Raw genomic sequence first — 18,357 nt, forward strand, 5'->3', positions numbered from 1 at the left:
ACGCGCCGTGGGCTTCCCCGGCAACTGTTCCTTCGGCATACCTGCATCCTCGTTTCCAAGGTCAGGAGCCTCCGGGATTTCCAGGGCGTTTCAATCTTTCTGCTGCGGGCCCGCTCGTTTGTCGATCGCACTCAATCGGTGACACTGGCCGTGGGCGCAGTCGTTGCGGTCGCGGTTGTGATCGGTCGATACGCAAGCGCACCCAACCCGGCATCGCCTGCTGTGACGCTGGTATGCGTTGCTGCAGCACTGATTTTGGGAGGACTGGGACTGTTTGGGGTGCTGGTAGTACCTAAAGCGCGCATCAGCGCACCGGTAAACCGCGCGGTCGAGGTCAGCGAGTACATTCTTCTGATTTTCGTTGCGCCATGGGCGATTTGGTTGCTGAACCTGCTGTGGGTGGTGCGAAACGCGGTGCACGGGTCATGATCAAAGCCGTGAGCACGCTGGGCGCTATCGGGCTCGCCGCTGCACTGGTGGCCGTATCTGGCGGCGTGGCTGGCGCGATTGATCCCCCGGTAGTGCCCCCTGGGCTGCCCCCGCCCGATCCTGTTCCGGGGCCGGATCAGCCGATGCGCCAGATTGCGGCGTGCACAACCACCGGCGTGCTGCCCGGCAGCGATTTGCGCGAGTTGCCGGCAGCGCTTCAGCTGATGAATATGCCAGAGGCCTGGAAAGAATCCACCGGCGTTGGCGTGGTTGTCGGGGTAATCGATACCGGTGTGGCTGCACAACCTCGGTTGCCGCACTTGGTATCTGGTGGGGACTATGTGATGGGTCCGTTCGGGGATGGTTTGGCGGATTGTGACGGGCACGGCACAGTGGTGGCCTCACTGATTGGGGCGGCGCCCTCCGGGCCCGCCCTGGTCCCCAAGCCGGCTTGGGCGGTGCCTGCGGCCCCGCCTGCCGGGGCTCCTCCGCCGCGCCCGATTCCACCGCCAGCTCCGCCTCCGACGGTCACGGTGACCCAAACGGTGGCCCCGCCACCACCGCCACCGCCTCCGCCTGACCAGCCGTCCTGGGCGGGTATGCCGCCGCCTCCGGCCACTTTCGGAGCTGGGCGCGGGCCGGTGCCGCTAGAACCCCCACCGGGCGGTGGTCCAGACAGCCTGATTGGTATCGCCCCGGATGCGGTGCTGCTGTCAATACGCCAGACCGCACAAACCTTCGGCCTGGTTGATCCCGGCGTGTCCGACAATCCTGAGGATGTTCGCCGCGCCGGTGACATCAATTCGTTGGCACGCGCGATCGTGCACGCGGCCAATCTGGGCGTTAAAGTGATCAATATCAGTGTGGTGTCGTGCATTTCGACGACCAAGCCGCAGGACCAAAGCGCTTTGGCCGACGCGGTGCGTTATGCCGCGGTCGACCGCGACGTGGTCATCGTGACCGCGGCGGGCAATGTTCATGCCCAAGGTTGCAATGGGCAAAACCCGGACGCACTGCCAAGTGATCCCACTCGAGGATGGGCGGCAGTGAAGACTATCGCCACGCCGGCATGGTTTAGCGACTATGTGTTGGCGGTGTCTGCTACCGATTCGACCGGTGTTCCCGCCAGTGGCGACGCCGCCTCGTTGCACGGCCCGTGGGTGGGACTGGCCGCACCGGGAGCCGACATCGTGGGGCTGTCGACGAGCGGGCAGGTGATCAACGGTTCGGTCGATGAGGACAAGTTGCACCCGATTGCTGGTAGCTCGTTTAGCTCGGCGTTCGTTGGGGGAGTGGCGGCTTTGGTGCGCGCCAAGTTTCCCAATCTGACCGCGCATCAAGTGATCCACCGGTTAGAGGCCACTGCGCACCCTCCGGCCGGTGGACGTGACAACGTGGTCGGTTATGGGACAGTGGATCCGGTTGCGGCGCTGACCTGGGATGTGCCGCCGGGAGACACGTTTGCCCCCGGGATTCAGCGCGGCCATTTGAAGGTGCCGGCCCCGCCCCCGCCACGCGATGCACGTCCGCGCTGGGTCGCAATGGCCATCACCGGTGTGGCCGTCGTCAGTGTAATGGGACTGGCTGTGGGCCTGACGGTCTCGCGCCGCAGGGAGCAGATATGAGGCAGCGGTTTGTTTCGGCCCGTGTCGCGTCTCGCACCGTGGTTACTGGCGAAGTGGTCGCTGGTGTGGTTGCGCTGGCGCTGAGCACCACGCTGGATTCGTGGCCGGTCGCGGTGGCCGCCGGGGCCGCACTGGCATTGCTGATCTGTGTCGTGACCTTCCGTGGGCGCACGGTGTGGCAGTGGGTGTGGCGGGTCATGTCCTGGACGCGTCGTCGGGTGCGTAAGCTGCGGCTGCTTCAACCGGTTGACGTCACCCTCGACGAATACACGGTCGGCGAGCACAAGGTGGGGGTGGTCATCGACGGGCACACCGTGTGCACGATGATCTCGGTGCTGGGCAAGGCCTACATCCCCACGCTACTGCATGCCGATCACACCAAAACGCTTAATACGGTGCCGATCAGCGTGATTGCACACGAGATGCAGCGGTGCGGATTGAGCGTTGACGTCGACATCGTCTGCGAGGGCAGCCGCACCGCCAGAGACAACTATGCCGAGCTGTATGAGGCGGCGCTGCGGGGTCTGCCGGCGGCCGGGCAGCGCAGCGTTACGTTGGTAGTCCGCTTCGATACGCACAGTGAGCGGATACTGCCTGCACTGTTGTGGCGGCGTGACACGATCGGGGCGGCGGTCGCTGCTTCCCAGCGCATCACCAGAGCGCTGTGCCAAGCGAATTGTCGTGCACGGCTTTTGACCGCAGAACAGATGAACGACGCGGTTGCGACCAGCCTGGGCGGGCCCGAGAACGCGACAGCGTCTTACCAGGACCGCTGGACAAATCTGCAGCGCGGCGGGAAAGCCTATGTCACGGCGTATTTCTTCAGCGCTGAAGATGTGCGCTCTGCCGAACTCGACGACGTGTGGGCCTACCAGAGCGACCACACAACGTTAGTGATCGCGTTGCGCAGCGACCCTACCGGTGTGCGGGCTTCGGCCCTGGTTCGGCTGACCACCGTGCAGCCGCTTGCCAGCTCGCCGCGGCTGGTGCTGAATTCGATGGCCGGCCGGCAGTGGCAAGCGTTGGCGTTGACTCTGCCTGGGCGTCGGCGACTGAGCTTGCCATCCACACCGGTAACTGCCGAACTCAACACGGCAGTCGTCGCGGGCGCATCGGGTGTGCTGCTGGGTGAATTGCGTGACGCTATGCTGCTGATGCCGATGTCAGATCCCGCGGCCCCCACCCGAATCGTTGTGCAGGCCGATGATGACCAGACGATCAAACGGCTGATTCGGCGGGCCGCCGCAGCAGGCGAACAGGTCGCCGTGTACGACCCCACGGGGCGTTGGACAATGGCGTCGGCGTCCCCGCGGATCTGGACGACGCGCGACATGGCAGCCCAGCCGCCTCGACCTCCAACGATGTTGGTACACAACGGCCGCGGGAACAACTATCCGCCGGCGCGCACATCGATCACCGTCGGCGATGTGCCCGCCAGTGCTGCCCCCGATATCCGTATCGAACAGCGTGGCGAGCGAATCACCGTGAAAACACAGCGCTTTCGTACCACGCTGAGGCCTGTGACATTCCGCAGCGAGGATGCCTATCTGCGGTAGTCGATCACCGCAATGTGGCTGGTCTTGGTAGACGGATATCGGGGCGGCGGTGCACGATTGCGGGTATGGCTTTCCAGAGCGCTGGTGACGTTATTACCGACACCGAGCTGCGAATCCATCGTCGTGCAATGCGTTTCTTTTGGGTGGTGTTGATAGGTGCAAGCGCGGCCTCGATCGCAGGCAACGCGTTGCACGCGATCATGCAGGCCGACCACATCGCGCCTGCACTGGCGGCCGCGGTAGCAACGGCCCCACCTCTGGTGTTGCTTGCTTCCACGGAGGGCCTGTCACTGCTGATCAAGGTGCACCGGCGCTCGACGCCGACCTTCTGGTTGGTGCTCATCATGACACTGCTACTGGGTGCGGGTGCATTTCGCCTGTCGTTTGATGCGTTATGCAGCTTGGCTGTTCGGTGCGGTATCCGTCCGAGCCTGGCATGGTTGTGGCCACTGATTATTGATGTCACCACCGCCCAGGCCACCGTCGCGCTGGTGGTCCTGGCCCGTCTCCTCCACAGCCGCTCGCAAGCGGCGGCCTGCGACGAGGACGAGCAGGTGGCGCTGCCACATAGTGAGGCCTCAGCGGGCGAGCGTGATAGCGCCCCGCGGCCGATCGAGGCGGCGCAATCGCTGTCATCGGTTCCCAGATCGGATTCTGCTGCGCCCACGCGCGAGCGTCATGACCGCGCCGTGCGCACGGTCATGGCGTCCAAAAGAACCAAGCAGCCCCCAGAGGTCATTGATGATGTGCTGCGCCGTTACGCTGACGGACAACGACCCGGCGAAATCTCCGAGGAACTCAAGCTGCACCACACGACGGTGAACCGGATTCTAGCGACAGGGCTGCACTCAACAGCGGTCTAATCCAGCGGGTTGCGGCTCTGGTGACGGCGAATGTTGCTGCTTTGGTAGACGTTTGATTCCGCTCACGCCGATGATGGCGTGGTGGCCAACGAACCGTATAGCCCGTACTGCGGACTCACCTACAATCGCGACAACGTTGCCGTGCGCGCGGCAACACCACCGCACATCCTGGTGAGCGCGCCGACACGTACGGGCAAGACGCGCAGGATTTTGGCCCCGGCGGCGCTCGTGCATCCGGGGCCCGAAGTCTTGGTGTCGTCGAAACCCGACCTGGCAGAGCTTGTTTTGACGCGGCGTAACCTGGGGATCACCGGCGTGATCGATCTGCGCCCTGAGCGCACCGAGGTCTGGCCCGCGGGGGTTAGGCGTATGGTCACCGACCCCACCCGCACGATCACGAGCGCCCATGAAGCATTGACGGTGGCGGAGACCATGCTGGCGACCTCGGGCGTGGGCTTTAGTGGAGCTGGTGGTAACGCCGTTGCCGCGGGCGGACTTTGGGAATCTCAGGCTGCGCCGCCGTTGGCATGTCTGCTCTACGCGGCCAGCCCGTTGGGCAACAGCTTGGGAATGCCCTGGGTACTTGATGCCGTGCAAGATTTCGGTATCGACGACGGCTCGGACGAGAGCGAGGGCGACCAACCTATCCCCGAGCTGGGTCGTCCGTCGTGGCTGACCGCCTACGGGCTTTGCGAGCAACCGAAACTTGCGGCGCCGCTGTACGCCGTGATCGCCGGAATGGACTCGCGGCTGCGTGACAGCATCAAGATCACCGTCTCCAAGGCCGTAACACCTTGGCTGCGGTTGGGTTTGAGCGCCGACGAGGGAGCACCCTACTTGAGTGCGGTCGATCGCATCAGCGTGGAGTCATTTGACGTCCGCATGCTTGATGAGCCCGACGCCACACTTTTTGTGATCGCCCCCAACACCGGCTCGGTCGCCGGCGCCGCGGTAGCTCTGATCGACTCGATCGTCCGGCATTTCCGCCGCAAAACAGCGAACCACGAGCTGACTCATCGGCTGCTGCTCGAACTCGACGAGGTATGTAACTCCTGCCCGTTGCCGGATCTGCTGACCTACGTCGGGGAGTCAGCGGGACTGGGTGTCAACATCTTGGCAACCGTGCAGGCATCGTCACACTTCGACGTCGTGTTCGGACCCAAATATGCTGACGCCCTGCGAGATATGTTCCCAGGCACGCTGATCATGTACGGAGCTCACGAGCGCCATCTACTCGAGCAGGCCTCACATTGGCTGGGAGAGACAACCCGGCGCACCGAAGCCTACGAGCCCACAGGTGGGAGCCGTGGCCAATCCTCGCAATTTGGCCAGGCGATCGGTTGGCAGGAACTGCTTCCCCAAAACCGCGAAGAAGCACAGCTTTTGCAACGCGGTACTGCCGGCGAGCGAGTCCATATCCCGGACTGGACAGAATTCGTGGCCCTATTCGACGAAGCGGTACAGCGCCGAATCAAGAAGGCACAGTCGCCGTTTTCGGGGCGCTGAAGGGGCCGGCACTGGTTCAACGGTTCGGTGTGGGCCGGACGGGTGCCCTATGTGGCGTTGATTGACGAGATTGCAGGTGCCGCAGTATTATTCGCCGCCACTGAAGGTAAATCCCAGTTGTCCCCGTCCGGTTTCGTCGTGGTCGGTGTTGGTGCGCGGATCGCCGCTTCAGGGTTCACCCGGGCCGGCGAGCTTCTTCTTGCAGATCGCCCAGAGAGGCTGTCGCGTCAATAAGCCATTGCCCAGGCATTCGTTCCTCGCATCTGCTCGTGCCGCGCCGGGGTGGCGTTCCCCGGATTACCGCTATCCAACACCGCTCGGGGTGGTTGAGCGGGGATTTCGTGGCGGAGAGCCGTGGCGCGGTGGGCTGGCGTCGTAGCGAGACGGACTGCTGTTAGTTGTCGGGCGGCGCTGCGCGTTTTCCTGGCTCGGTCACGTCGATAGTAGCTACGGCAGCAGCCGTCGTTCCGTCATCGAAAGTGTTTGTGCGCTGGCCGGGTCGAGTTGTTGGTTGGTGGGGCCAAGCAGTGCGGTGATCGCGCTGATGAGACACCAGATGGCGATTGCCGTGGCGATCGCGGCCCCGCCAAGGATGGGCGCCCAGTGGATGGGTGGTGGGGTTCTGCGACGCGCGTGGAGGGATGGTGGGATGCGCCGGACGGGGCCGGGTTCAGGTGGCGGGTCTAAGACGGTGGTCATGGGCAGTATCGGCCCGAGAATGAGGTTGTCGTCGACTTCGACGGCTTCGGGTGTCAGTGGCCACCAGTCGCTGGATCCTTCCACGGCTAGCCAGCCTTCGAGGACTCCGTAGACAGCTGCGGTGAGCAGGGTTGCAGGTAGTTGTGCAAGCAGCCACGGGATGATCAGCTCGCCCCAGAGCCCTGGGGATTGGTCATAGAAGGGCAGTGGCAGTTCTGCTAGCGCGCCGCCCCACAGCAGTGCTGGTATTGGGTAGGCGCGAAGCCGTTCGGGGATGAGTGTGATGATGAGTTGGTAGGCGATTTTGCCTGCGGGCCAGCCGATTGGTGCGATGGCCGCACCAGTTAGTACGAGTGCGGCTTCAATTGATCCGCTGGCCGAGGTGGCGGAGCGCATCGGCAGCGGCAGGGCGACGACGTCGTCGTGTGGGTCGGGTCGGGCGCCGACGTGACTTCGTGCGCGGGCGCGAATCTTTTTGGCGAGCAGTTCGGCGCGGCGCTTTTGGAAAACGAATATGCCCGCGTGTGCAGCGATCCAGGCCCGGCGTTGGTCGTCGAAGATGTCAGCGGGCATGCTCGGCTGGTTCTCGGCTTGCCAGGAGCTCGGTGAGCAGCTGGCGGGCGTCGGCCAAGATCGAGTGGCATTGCTCGACAAGGCTTTCGACGGCGTGCAAGACGGTGCGTACGTGGGTGTCTTGGGGTGGTGGTGTGGCTGGGACCCCGCCGTCAAGGATCGCCTTTGATGAGCCGGGCGCCCACCCTAGGGCTTCGTCGAGACGCATCAGCGTGGCCAGCGACATGGTGCGCGAGCCGTTACTGGATTTGTGCAGTGTCGAGCGGTTGGGTCCGCCGCGGCGGGCCAGTTCGACACGGGACATGTGCAGGACCGCCAGCCGTTCGGAGACGAAGTGGTCGAGCCGCGCTGGGCCATCATTGGGTGCGTTCACGCCTATAAAGCTACCTAAAAACGACCATTACCGTCTAACAATGTGGACAAAATCGCCTATTGCCGCTTACGGTTGCGTGCATAGGCGCTCATCCGATCCAGCGGCGCCGAGAAGACGAAAGGACACCGCGATGAAGGGGCTTGTGGCGACGGTCGCAGTGCTGATGACCGTCATCGCTGCGATCATGTTGGCGATCGTCGAACTGCTCATCAAACTCGCGCCACTGCTGGTAGAGGTGGGATGCGTATGGGTCGCGGTCAAGCTGATCCGCGCACACCGCGCTCGCCGGGCCGCCGACGAGCAGCGTCTCATCCAGGCGTGGAGCAGGCCCGCTCTGCAAGCCGCACCACAGGTGGCGCCATCGCCCGTGCTGCCGCCGGTGATTGCTCATCGCGAACGCATGTATGTGGTGCGCGGTGAGGACACCGGCTTGGTCTCTAACCGTGATGACGGCTATGTCAATGTGTCGGCGACGGCGCTGCCGCGCGTGCACCGCTTGCCGGCCACCTATCATCACCGGCGCAAATTCACCCCGCGCCGGGCTACAGGGCACCGTTCGGGCCGGCGGCGGCCGTGAGCTCGGTTTCTGATCAGCAATGGCTGCGTCGGATCGGGGTGGATCTGGACGCCGATGCAGAACACGACCACGACGCCCTCGAGGACCGCGACAGCGCCTCGGCCGACGAGTCAGCCGATGAAGATCCCGATGACGAGGGCCCGGTCAACGATAACGCCGCCGCGCCCGCCAGCGACGATCACAGTGTCGACCATTCTGCTGTGGCCTTCGTCGACGGTGACAACCACACCGAATCGGCGGAGAACGAAAGCCTCTGTGCGCGAGCTGATTTAGAGCACAAGATGCAACAGCGGACACGTAGATACACACCGTGGGTGCTGGGCGCGTTCGCTGCCGTCGTGGTGTTGGCAACGGTGATCACCACGGTAGGCGTCACACTCTCGGGTCCAGACACGCCGTCGCCGAGTCCGCGCCAGCACGCCGTCAAATCGAGCGTCGCACCGCCGATGGCACCCGCACCAACGCCGCCGGCTGCTGATAGCGGTGATCACCCGCTGCCGTTTACCGCCTCAGCCGACTGCCCGGCGGGCGCCTCAACATCGGCGAAATCCATCGCCGATCCCGACAAGCCAACGCCGTGGATCTGTGTGCGTCACACCGATGGACAACCGCTCTATATCACGCTCGGGCCTGCTGGAATCGAACGCGCGTACGTGATCACGGCGGTCAGTATCGTGCCTGGGGATACCGCTGCGGCCCAAGGGGCCGGCGGTGATCCGTGGCTACAGCATCGCGTCGTCACGTTGCTGCAATGGCAGTTCAATGACACTGCACATACGGTCGTCGACCAGGACACGGGCAACGTTCACGGCGAAGCAGTCAAACCGATTCCGGGGATCAGCGCGTCGAAAATCACTGTGATTATTCGTCAAACGAGCCGCCCGATGGCCGCCCCACCGCCCAGCGCATCGGCTCCAGATGGCGGACCGTTTAGCGGGATCCTGGGCGGGCCCTCCCCGGCCACCGACCCGCAACCGACCAACGGCCCTGACCCGAGCGGCTTTGGGTCAGGACACGACACCGATCCCAGCGACGGAACGTTCGCGGTGTCGAGCATCAAAGTCATTGGGCACAAAGCGACATAAGGGACGACGTGGTGCGAATCAGCAACGTATGGAAGAAGCGCCTCACGGTGCTAGGTCACGGCGCCGGCCGGGTGGCTCTGGTGATTCTTGTGGCCAGCTCCTCCATCAACGGTATCGCCTTGCTGTGGCGGTTCATCTTTCCCCCCGAACCGCCGCCGGTGGCGGCGCTAGCCCGCGATGTGATCAACGAGACCGATCCCGTGAAGGCTTTCGCCGTGAACTGCGTGAAAGGCTTACTCACCGGAACTGCTTCGGGCGCTGCGAATTTGACGCGCTGCTTTCCCGGTGGACAAAAGTACGAATTGCCCACAACGTCGTCGATGACGGTGTCGAACCCAGTGGCGTGGGCCTCTAAGCGCAAGACCTTTTCGACCGACATCGTGCTCTACAGCGTGAAAGTGCAAATCGACGAGCAGCCCTACCCGTCAGCGCCGCCGACGACGGCCTTCTACCAGCTACCGGTGGCGGTATACAAGGACAAAGGCATTCAGGCTCTCGACCGGATCAGCAGGGTTGATACGCCCCCTCCGGGCGCCTATGTGCCCCTGGGGTACTCAGCGCCCATCGCGACGAACAGCCCACTGTTTACGATGCTGTCTGGATTCGCGACATCGTTTTTAACCGCCTCGGGTGGCCTGGAGCGGTTTATCACCACGGACTCGGGCATCACGCCCGTCGGATCCTACTCGTCGGCCACGGTAACCGCTGCGCAGGCCGACAACAATCCGCCAGACGCGCCCACCGATGACAGCGAAATAGCCACGCATATCGATGTTTCGGCCCGCAGGACCGATTACACCCTGGTATCGCTGTCGTATTCCCTGACGCTGCGTTCAGTGGGGGGCACCTGGTTCGTCGCCCAGATCGACGCAATCCCAGCGTTGGCCGACGCGACACCGACACCGGTTCCCACGATGGCGTTAGCACCGCACTAACCATCACTTCCGTTGAGAGAAAGAGGGATTAACCATGATTGGTCAGTCATCGTTACAGGCATTGGCTACCCACAGCACGAATGTGGCTGCCGGAGCCGGCGTGATCAACATGAGTCACGAAGTGCTCTACATCATCGTCGCAGTCGGCGGCACATACTTCCTGGGCAGCGGCATCGTGCGCGGCATGAGAGACCATTGGAAACGCGGCACAGGCGCGGGATTGTCGGCGATCGCTGGCGGCGTGGCTCTTGCGGTTGTCGTAGCCCACATCGTGGGTCTCTATCAGCGCGGCAATCAGGAATTTGAGCACCTACCCGGCAGCGTCGGGCACTCCAATACCCGCGGATGGTGACCACAGCCCCGGTTGCCCCACCACGGCCCGTCGAAAAGGCCGAAACGTGGTCGGGCATCCGTGACATCGACATCCAGATGGGGGAGGCCGCTCCCGGCCAGGAATGGCCCGGAGGCCCCTACCGGGGGATCGAATGGGTGGCCATCGCCGCAATAGCAGGACCCACCCTGTGGTGGGTAGACAGCCAGCCCTCCGGAACCACTCTTCCTGTCCTCGCCGCCGGACTGGTGCTGTGTGTGGTGACCGTTGGGCTGATGCGATCACTCTTGCCCAAAGGTCGGCCGTCGCTATCGGCACGGGCCGTGTTTTTCCGCAACACTATTCGCCCGCCTCACCTGATCACGTCGCAGCCTCGGCGCTCGTACAAGCAGCTCCGCGTCGATTCCAGTTTTGACCCGCCCGAACGTGTTGAGGGAAATCTGGTCTTCACCGCTGGCGGCGTCCATGCCGAGTTCTTGATCGATGGCTTGTCGGTCAATATGCGCTCTCTGGACGTCCACCGGCGAGCCGCCAGACTGACCCGCAACTTGGGGCGCTACTTTCCCTCAGGCTCGCAAGTGCGCGGGCTGCTGGTCGCTGAGGACCAAAACGCCATTATGCGGGCCATGGTGGGTGCGCACACTACAAACTCGGCCTGGATTGGCCAGTGCAAGCATTGGGTGCCGATTATCGCCAAAGCCAACAAATGGGTCCCCACGGGATACCGCGGGCCCGTGCGCCCACGGTTTTGGCTCACCGTGCCTGTTGATGCCGGCACCGCGGGACGCACACCGCTCGGACAGGGCAGACGCGCATGGGATTGGGCCAGCGGACGCGACAAAGACTCGAGCGCATCGATCCATCACTACGCCGGTGTCGCCCGCGCGATCTGCGCCGCCTTACCTGATGAATTCCACGTTCGCGCGGCCAGCCCCGCGCAAATCCATTGGTACCGACGCCATCGCGCCATGCTCGGTGTCATCCACGAGCCGATGCCACCCAGCAACACCGGACCGTCCTCACTCAGTGGCGGCGATTTCCCGAGCACCGCTTTCGACGAGGGTAACAATGCCCGGCGGCCATGGTGGCGGCCCAGTTTCAAGGCTTTGGTTCGTGTCTATGATCCCGACGACCCCGCCTGCACATCGAGCTATCAGACGTTTTTGACCGTCGAGCACTTCCCCGAGACCGGGTTGGCATTTCCGCGGGCGTCGTATTTGAATGCGCTGCTCAATGTGAACACCCAGGCCAGTATCGAGTGGACCCAGCACATCTACATTCGGACGCCTGAAGATGCGCAAGCCCGCAATTTCCGCTACACCAAAAACATTAAGGACCAGATGCGTCAGCGCGGACATCGCGGCGCTGAAAATGACGAACTGCCAAGGAAACTGGCACGGACGCGGGCCTACACATCTCATCTGAACGGCAATCCCGCCGAGCGCGAGCTCGACCACACGGTGGTGATTGCGGTCGGGGCTGACTCACCGCAGGTCCTCGACGATGCTGTCAAACAGGTCCGTCAGGAGCTCGACACAGTCGGTATCGCTGTCAAACGCCACCGCGGCGCCCAGGCGTTGCTGTGGAAGGCATTCAATACCGGAAGTGAAAATGCGTGCCCGCTCGATGAATTTCGCAATCCCACCAGCGCACATAAGTGGTCGTTGTTTTTGCCGCTGGTTTCTGGGCGGGTGGGCAATGTCAGGGGCAGTGCGTTGGCCATCGACCAAACCACGATGCGACCGGCGGTCATTCTGCACGACCCTGAGGGAACTGCGCGCCGAAACAAGAACACCGGGCTGGCCGTCATCGGGGATCCCGGCGGCGGAAAGTCCAACCGCACCAAACTCTCTGCGTATGAACTGATCCTGCGCGGCGGCCGGGCTGTCATATTCGAACCCGACACGATCGCTGAATGGAAACGGGCCCTCACACCAATCGAGGGTGTGCGATTTATCGACCCGACCACGCCGCAGTACCTGTATGACCCGCTGGTGATCTTCCCGGCTCACCTGGCAGGGCGTATCGCGGCCGCCCATATCCTTCCCTGGATTGGGCTGTCCTACGACAGCATCCTCGCCAAGCGCTACCGACGCTTGCTGCGGCCGGAAAACAGGGCCAGCAAGGGGATTACGAGCCACCGCGCGCTGCTGGACTATCTGCGCTCACAGCCAGGCGCCGACAACGACGAGCTGCTGTTACGCCTCGAAACCGCCCAAGAGGATTTCCCCGGGCTTTTCGACGACCACTTGCCACCGTACCGGCCCGAAGACTCCCCGGCGACGGTCTACCTCACAGGCAATCTGGGCTTGCCCGGCACCGAGGATCTCACCAAAGCCGATCTCTACGCACAGCTCTCGGGAACCCAGCGCGCCGGCATGGCAATCTATGGCCTGCTCATTGAACTCGAGCAGCGATACATGTTCGATCGCCTGGACGTATTCGACGTCATGATCTTCGAGGAGTGCGCCGAACTTCTAGCGTTCCCCACCACGGCGCGCATTGCGCACAAGTTCACTCGCCGTGGCCGCAAGCACGCAAGTGGGATCTGGCTCATCACACAGGATTTCAGGGATCTTGCCCGTATGGGGGACGAATTTATTACGCAAAAATGGATCTTTCGCGTCCAAGACCCTGAACTCGCCTACGCAACGCTCAAGTGGGCCCGCATCGATCCAGAAATGTATCCCGAGCTTGTCAGCGCGTTAAGCGAGGACACCAGTCCTGGCTCCACCGCCGATGAGGACGTGTTCTCTGATCGCGGGGAGTGGGCCGGCTCGGTCACCGAGGCCGGGGCGGTCGATCGGGCCCGACTCGGGGAAGGCTTTTTGGTCGACGAGCTAGGACGTCCGGCGCGCGTTCAATTCTTCGGCGCACCGACCGAAGAACAGGCACATGCATTCGACAGCACCGCGGCGGGCATCGCATGACCGCCAGCGATTCCCTCGCAGTCTGGCTGCTTGAGCACCCGCGGTTGCGCCGGGTGATCGGCGCGATGACAGGTGTCTATGTGCTGTGTCTGTGGGCGGTAGTGGCAGCACCCAAAGCCTCGGCGGCCGTGGGTGCTGCCGCGCTAGGCTGGACGGGCCTACATGACATGGATAACGTGCCGATCGCTGACTACTTCCTCTCGATGGTCGACACCACTGAAGCCACGTTGAACAACGGCCAGCATGTCAGCGCGATCGACCCCGGATCGTGGGGAGCCTGGATCGCCAACGCCACCCAAACCGCGATCTCACATAGCACCGCAGCCTGGTGGTTGACCAACGAAGCCGCCCTTGTGGTGTTCGCTATCGGGATGGCCTTGTGGCTGTTGCGATTTGCAATGTCAAGCTCGTGGCTGCTTGCTCTTGTCCAAATCGGACGTCCCGTTTTCGCTGCAGTCAACACGCTCATCAACGAGATGTGGCTAGGGCCGTTGGCCATCGCGCTATGTGTCGTGTTAGCGGGGTATCACCACCAGCAAGGTCGGCCGGCCCAGGCCCGCAACCTGCTGGGCACCGCAGCGGTGCTATCCGCCTTGGTGTGGACCGTCTTTCGTGACCCCATCGACGACCTCGTCAGCGACCACGGCCTTTTGGGGATGGGTCGAGCCACCGGCTTTCAGATAGCCCAGGACGCCCGACAGAGTTCGTATGCTCCTGGCCAGTCGCTGGATACCCAGCTCGACGCCCTGCTGGCACAGCTGGTGTCATCGACGGCGCGCCCCGCTCTACAACTACAAAACTTCGGCATGGTCGTCGACGACGTGGGCACCTGCCGCCAAGCCTGGACGCAGGCCATGCTGGCCGCACACAGCCAAGGACCTGGACCGGCGCACGCGATGGCCGGGTGCGGCGCACCCCAAGCTTTGGCCCACGCCCAACAATTGGGCGCCAACGACTTCGTGCTAGGGCTGGCGTTCTTATTCGCGGCGTTCTGGATCGGCCTTTTCATCTGGTACGTCGGCGTGAGTACATTGCTGGTCGGCACCAAAGCCACCTACTACTGCATCGTTGTGGTGCCCGCGGCGATGGTCGGCATGACCGGTTGGACGCGCGGCAAGAAATATGCGATGCGCTGCGTCTCGCAGGTGTTGTTGCATGGCGTTGAGATGATGATCTTCACCGTATTTTTGGCGCTCAGCGCGGTCGGAATGGGGTGGGTGCTCACCACTCCAGAACTGGGGCATGGCGGCGCCACCGTGCTACCGCGACTGTTTCTCGTGAGCTTGGGTTCGGTCGTCGGCATCTTCTTGTTCCATTACATCGACAAGCATTTCTACACAGACAGTTTGGGCACGATCGCCCACCACATCAGTGGGGCGTCGCGCTCCACAAACGGTGCGGTGCGCGATGAGTACAACGATTACGCCGAGACCGGACGCAAAGCGCGCGGCCTGTTTCGCCGGGCAATGCGTCGCGGCGGCGATGACGGGGAAACCGGCGACGACGATGGTTCCGATGACAACGCCAACACGTCGACTCCGGGTTTTGATGCGCTCAAGCCTCGGCCCAGCCGGGTGCGCGGCGACGAGGAGACCACGACGACCCGCGCGGGGGCCACGACGCGGGTGGCAGCAGCAAAGGCAGGGGCCGGTGAGGCGGCGGCGACCGTGGGTGAACATGCCGCGGCCGCGGCAGCAGAGGGAGCTGGCGCCACGGCGGCAGAAGGCGCTGCCGCAGCTGCCGCGCCAGAGTTGGTGATTCCCGCCGTCGTCGCGGAAAAGACCGTCCAGCACCTCCGCCGCCGCCACCAGCGCAACGGCTCAGACCCCACGTCCCAGCAAGGCGGGCCGAGCACCAACAACAGCCAACACCCTGCGTCCAATGCCGCCAGCAACGGCCAGTCAGGGGGAGAGGGTCAAGGCGACTCGTCGCCGATGGCACCCTCAGATGGGTTGCCGGCGCTACCGAGCCATCCGCGCCGCCCCACCCAGGGCCGAGGGCGACACCAAGCGCCCCCGCCAGCAACCCCTGATGACGACCACGACCTGCGGGTAGATACATCATCTGAGCAGCAGCGACCGATCGAGCCGTCAGATGCGGCCGTAGAATTTCGGTCACCACCTCGACCACGAGCAAGGGATGATCGCCAGTGAGTGCCCGTGACTACTTCGACATGGGAATTAACCGCTTGGGCTCCGGTGGGGCCGCGGCCGATCACGCGGCAGCGCGAGAGGCGTTCACCCAGGCCACCGACATGGATCCCGGCATGTGTGATGCATGGATGGGGCTGGCCGTCGCCGGCGATGCCGGCCTTAACACCTTGCGCGGCGCATATGAGGCGCTCGCGACGTTGCACCGCGAAACCCGTCGGATTGGCCTGGCAGATTCAGCGTTAGCGCCAACGGTGTCTACACCATTCCTCATTGATCTCTATCCACACACTCCGACCGGGATCACCATCGCCTACGCGGCGACACTCATTGGCCAAGGCGACTACGACGCGGCGGAGAAAATTCTCGACGAAGTTGACCTTACGGTTGAGCCCGGCCAAGCACCGATACACCGATTCGTCAGGGCCACAATGTTTTTCCTGACTCGCCGCTGGCCCGACTTATTGACCTGGACGTCGCAGGCCTCATCGAGTAGCGGTGGAATCGTGGAGTCCGCCACACGGCTACTCAAAGGTATCGCCCAAGCAGGGCTGGGACAGTTCGATGCCGCGCTGGCCACCTTGACTTCCGTCGCAACACAAGTCGAACAAGCCAAGCTCGACCAGAGCGGCATCGATACCTCGCACCTCCTAGCCGAGGCGGCCCTCTATCGCGGTTTGTGCCACCGCGCCTTGGGGGACGAAGCCGCCGCCCGCAAAGAATTCAGCGCCGCCAGCGTAGACGGTCAACTGCGCCCAGACGCCGCTGCCGCGCTCGATGACCCGGGCTACGGCCTCACCGTCACCACCGCGGACGTGATCGCAGCCCGGTCCAACCGGTGGGACCCGGACTCTGGACCCAGCGTGGCCGACCTGCGCAAGGCCCAACAACGCAAAGAAGCTGTACGTGTGCTCGAGCGCGCCGAACGCGAACTCGACGAATTCATCGGCCTTCGCCGCGTCAAAGAGCACGTCAAGGAACTCAAGTTCGTCAAGGTGTACGACCAGAAGATGGCCGAGCGCGGCGTCCAGATCGGTGAACGCGACACCCTCCACATGACACTGGTCGGCCCACCGGGAACCGCGAAAACCTCTATCGCACGGCTCATTTGCGAAATGTATTTCGGACTGGGCATCCTCGAATCACCAGAATTCATCGAAGCCTCCCGCAAGGATCTTGTCCACGAGCACATTGGTGGCACCGAAATGAAGACATCGGCTGTCCTGGAATCTGCAAGAGGCTGTGCACTGTTCATCGACGAAGCCCCCGAACTCTACGTAGCCGACAACGAGCGTGATTTCGGCCGCATCGCTCTCGACGTCATCATGAAGTTCGCCGAGGACCATCGCCACGACACCATGATCGCCATGGCCGGCTACGCCCGGCCAATGAATCAGCTTAAGAGCGCTAACCCGGGTATGCGGTCACGATTCCCGTTCCAGCTCGAATTCACCTCCTGCGATGCAGAGGACCTCGTGAAGATTGCTGAGCTATTCGCAGCGCGATTCCACGTCGCCATCGAGCCTGCCGCTCTTTCCCGGTTCAGCAGCAACGCTGAATGGCTATGCAAGACGCCAAGTACACGCCCCGGCGATCCCCACATGCTCATCGATATCGCCGCCAATGGCCGGTTCGCCCGAACCGTCATTGAACAAGCCCTGCGTAAAGCCAAAGCCCGCATCGCAGCAGATCCGACGGTGGACTTGCTCCAGGCAGACCTGAGCAGCATCAGCACGATTATGCTGGCAGACATGGACGCTGCCCTCACCGACGTCTTGACCGCCCTTGAACTCGTCACGCCTTGAATCTGCTGGCCGTCGCTATCATGCCCGAACCGGATTAAGGAGTCGGCGGGGTGAGTAGGCGCCGGCGCTGAGTAACGTTGTAGCTGTGTCGAATCGTGCTGAGCGCCGCAGACAACTACGGGCCCAAGGCAACGCCTATAGAGCGCCACGGGGCACCGTCTACGATGAATTTGTTGGGGAGTTGCGTCCACCAAATGGTCGGGCCTTCACCGAACTTCACGTTCGCTACGGCGTAGCGAACGGTCAGTATGTGGATTGGACGCTGACGCTGTGGGCGCGCCTGGGCGGACTCGAGGAGTTCCGAGATTCTCCATCTGGCCCTCTTGAGCGTCGACGAGTCGAGGTTGTCGAGGTCAGCGCGTCGGGGATCCTCCGCCATGTCCACAACCCCGACGAGCCGCACGCGCCGCCGCAATCTTCCGTCGTTGTTCCGTTGCAGGCCGGTGACCACGCACGGGTGGATCACGAGTACATGGTCCAGATCAATGCACTTACGCGGGCGTGGTCACGAAAACACGGCGCAGCGGCGCAGGCTCGACACAATGCCGCGTTGTGGGGTTTCGCTGAGGAGAATCGGCGACCCGCCATCCGCACCGGAAACCTGTCGTGGGTGCGAAACACGTTGGTCTGCCTCGAAGATGATCGAGCCGATGCCGTTCTGTCCGAGCGCGCAGGTTACTACTTTCCGAACGTGAAGACGGCGCAGGCAGTGCTACGCTCGACCGGGCGCATGCAGTTCATCACCGCGAACCCGGGCGGGCGCGTGACTCCAAAGCAAGCAGATGCAGCGCGCAGTGATGCGTCGGGCGACGGTGTGACCGCAGCGTCGGGCGACGTCACGATGGGAATGCTGGTCGACTCGATCTACGCCGGCGACTGGACAGGTGGAATCGACGAATTTGTCGGCGAATGAAGGATTG

Annotated in this window: 14 protein-coding genes and 1 pseudogene; 13 read left to right on the forward strand and 2 right to left on the reverse strand. The window is 63.2% G+C overall.

From position 1 onward, the window contains the following. The 5 genes and pseudogenes from AAHS21_RS21070 to AAHS21_RS21090 all read left to right on the forward strand — a co-directional run. A pseudogene (locus AAHS21_RS21070) lies at positions 1-429 on the forward strand (hypothetical protein); the annotation flags it as partial. Then, entirely contained in the window at positions 426-2,054 is a 1,629-nt protein-coding gene (locus AAHS21_RS21075; RefSeq protein WP_342929516.1) for a S8 family serine peptidase, read from the forward strand. The pseudogene AAHS21_RS21070 and the gene AAHS21_RS21075, both read left to right, overlap by 4 nt. Continuing rightward, a complete protein-coding gene (eccE, locus tag AAHS21_RS21080) occupies positions 2,051-3,610 on the forward strand; it encodes a type VII secretion protein EccE (protein WP_342929517.1) in 1,560 nt (519 codons plus the stop codon). The genes AAHS21_RS21075 and eccE overlap by 4 nt, the downstream gene beginning before the upstream one ends. Positions 3,611-3,675: 65 nt before the next feature. Further along, positions 3,676-4,473, forward strand: coding sequence for a DUF2637 domain-containing protein (locus AAHS21_RS21085; protein ID WP_342929518.1), 798 nt, complete (start codon positions 3,676-3,678; stop codon positions 4,471-4,473). A gap of 81 nt (positions 4,474-4,554) precedes the next feature. Then, positions 4,555-5,979, forward strand: a complete 1,425-nt coding sequence (locus AAHS21_RS21090; protein ID WP_342929519.1) for a TraM recognition domain-containing protein — start codon at positions 4,555-4,557, stop codon at positions 5,977-5,979. Between the two features lie 447 nt (positions 5,980-6,426). Here the strand turns inward: AAHS21_RS21090 and AAHS21_RS21095 are convergent, their stop codons facing one another. Together AAHS21_RS21095 and AAHS21_RS21100 are read right to left on the reverse strand one after the other, a co-directional pair. Further along, entirely contained in the window at positions 6,427-7,251 is an 825-nt protein-coding gene (locus AAHS21_RS21095; RefSeq protein WP_342929520.1) for a hypothetical protein, read from the reverse strand. Next, positions 7,241-7,624, reverse strand: coding sequence for a helix-turn-helix transcriptional regulator (locus AAHS21_RS21100; protein WP_342929521.1), 384 nt, complete (start codon positions 7,622-7,624; stop codon positions 7,241-7,243). Before AAHS21_RS21100 ends, AAHS21_RS21095 begins: the two co-directional genes overlap by 11 nt. Before the next feature lie 130 nt (positions 7,625-7,754). On the opposite strand from AAHS21_RS21100, the gene AAHS21_RS21105 reads away from it, so the two are divergent. From AAHS21_RS21105 to AAHS21_RS21140, 8 genes are all read left to right on the forward strand, one after another. After that, positions 7,755-8,201 carry a hypothetical protein gene (locus AAHS21_RS21105; protein ID WP_342929522.1) on the forward strand — a complete coding sequence of 149 codons (447 nt, stop codon included), beginning with the start codon at positions 7,755-7,757 and terminating at the stop codon, positions 8,199-8,201. After that, positions 8,198-9,286 (forward strand): hypothetical protein, encoded by a 1,089-nt coding sequence (locus AAHS21_RS21110; protein WP_342929523.1) that lies wholly within the window; start codon positions 8,198-8,200, stop codon positions 9,284-9,286. Before AAHS21_RS21105 ends, AAHS21_RS21110 begins: the two co-directional genes overlap by 4 nt. Before the next feature lie 11 nt (positions 9,287-9,297). Continuing rightward, entirely contained in the window at positions 9,298-10,221 is a 924-nt protein-coding gene (locus AAHS21_RS21115) for a conjugal transfer protein (protein WP_342929524.1), read from the forward strand. 34 nt (positions 10,222-10,255) lie between these two features. Beyond that, entirely contained in the window at positions 10,256-10,573 is a 318-nt protein-coding gene (locus AAHS21_RS21120; RefSeq protein ID WP_342929525.1) for a hypothetical protein, read from the forward strand. Between the two features lie 137 nt (positions 10,574-10,710). Further along, complete coding sequence (locus AAHS21_RS21125; protein WP_342929526.1) at positions 10,711-13,482, forward strand: ATP-binding protein; 2,772 nt, start codon at positions 10,711-10,713, stop codon at positions 13,480-13,482. Further along, entirely contained in the window at positions 13,479-15,635 is a 2,157-nt protein-coding gene (locus AAHS21_RS21130; protein ID WP_342929527.1) for a hypothetical protein, read from the forward strand. The genes AAHS21_RS21125 and AAHS21_RS21130 overlap by 4 nt, the downstream gene beginning before the upstream one ends. Beyond that, positions 15,632-17,437 (forward strand): AAA family ATPase, encoded by a 1,806-nt coding sequence (locus tag AAHS21_RS21135; protein ID WP_342929528.1) that lies wholly within the window; start codon positions 15,632-15,634, stop codon positions 17,435-17,437. The genes AAHS21_RS21130 and AAHS21_RS21135 overlap by 4 nt, the downstream gene beginning before the upstream one ends. Before the next feature lie 250 nt (positions 17,438-17,687). Continuing rightward, entirely contained in the window at positions 17,688-18,350 is a 663-nt protein-coding gene (locus tag AAHS21_RS21140; RefSeq protein WP_342929529.1) for a hypothetical protein, read from the forward strand. Positions 18,351-18,357: the final 7 nt, after the last annotated feature.

Origin of the sequence: Mycobacterium sp. 050272 (assembly GCF_039023525.1) — a bacterium.
Lineage (GTDB): Bacteria > Actinomycetota > Actinomycetes > Mycobacteriales > Mycobacteriaceae > Mycobacterium.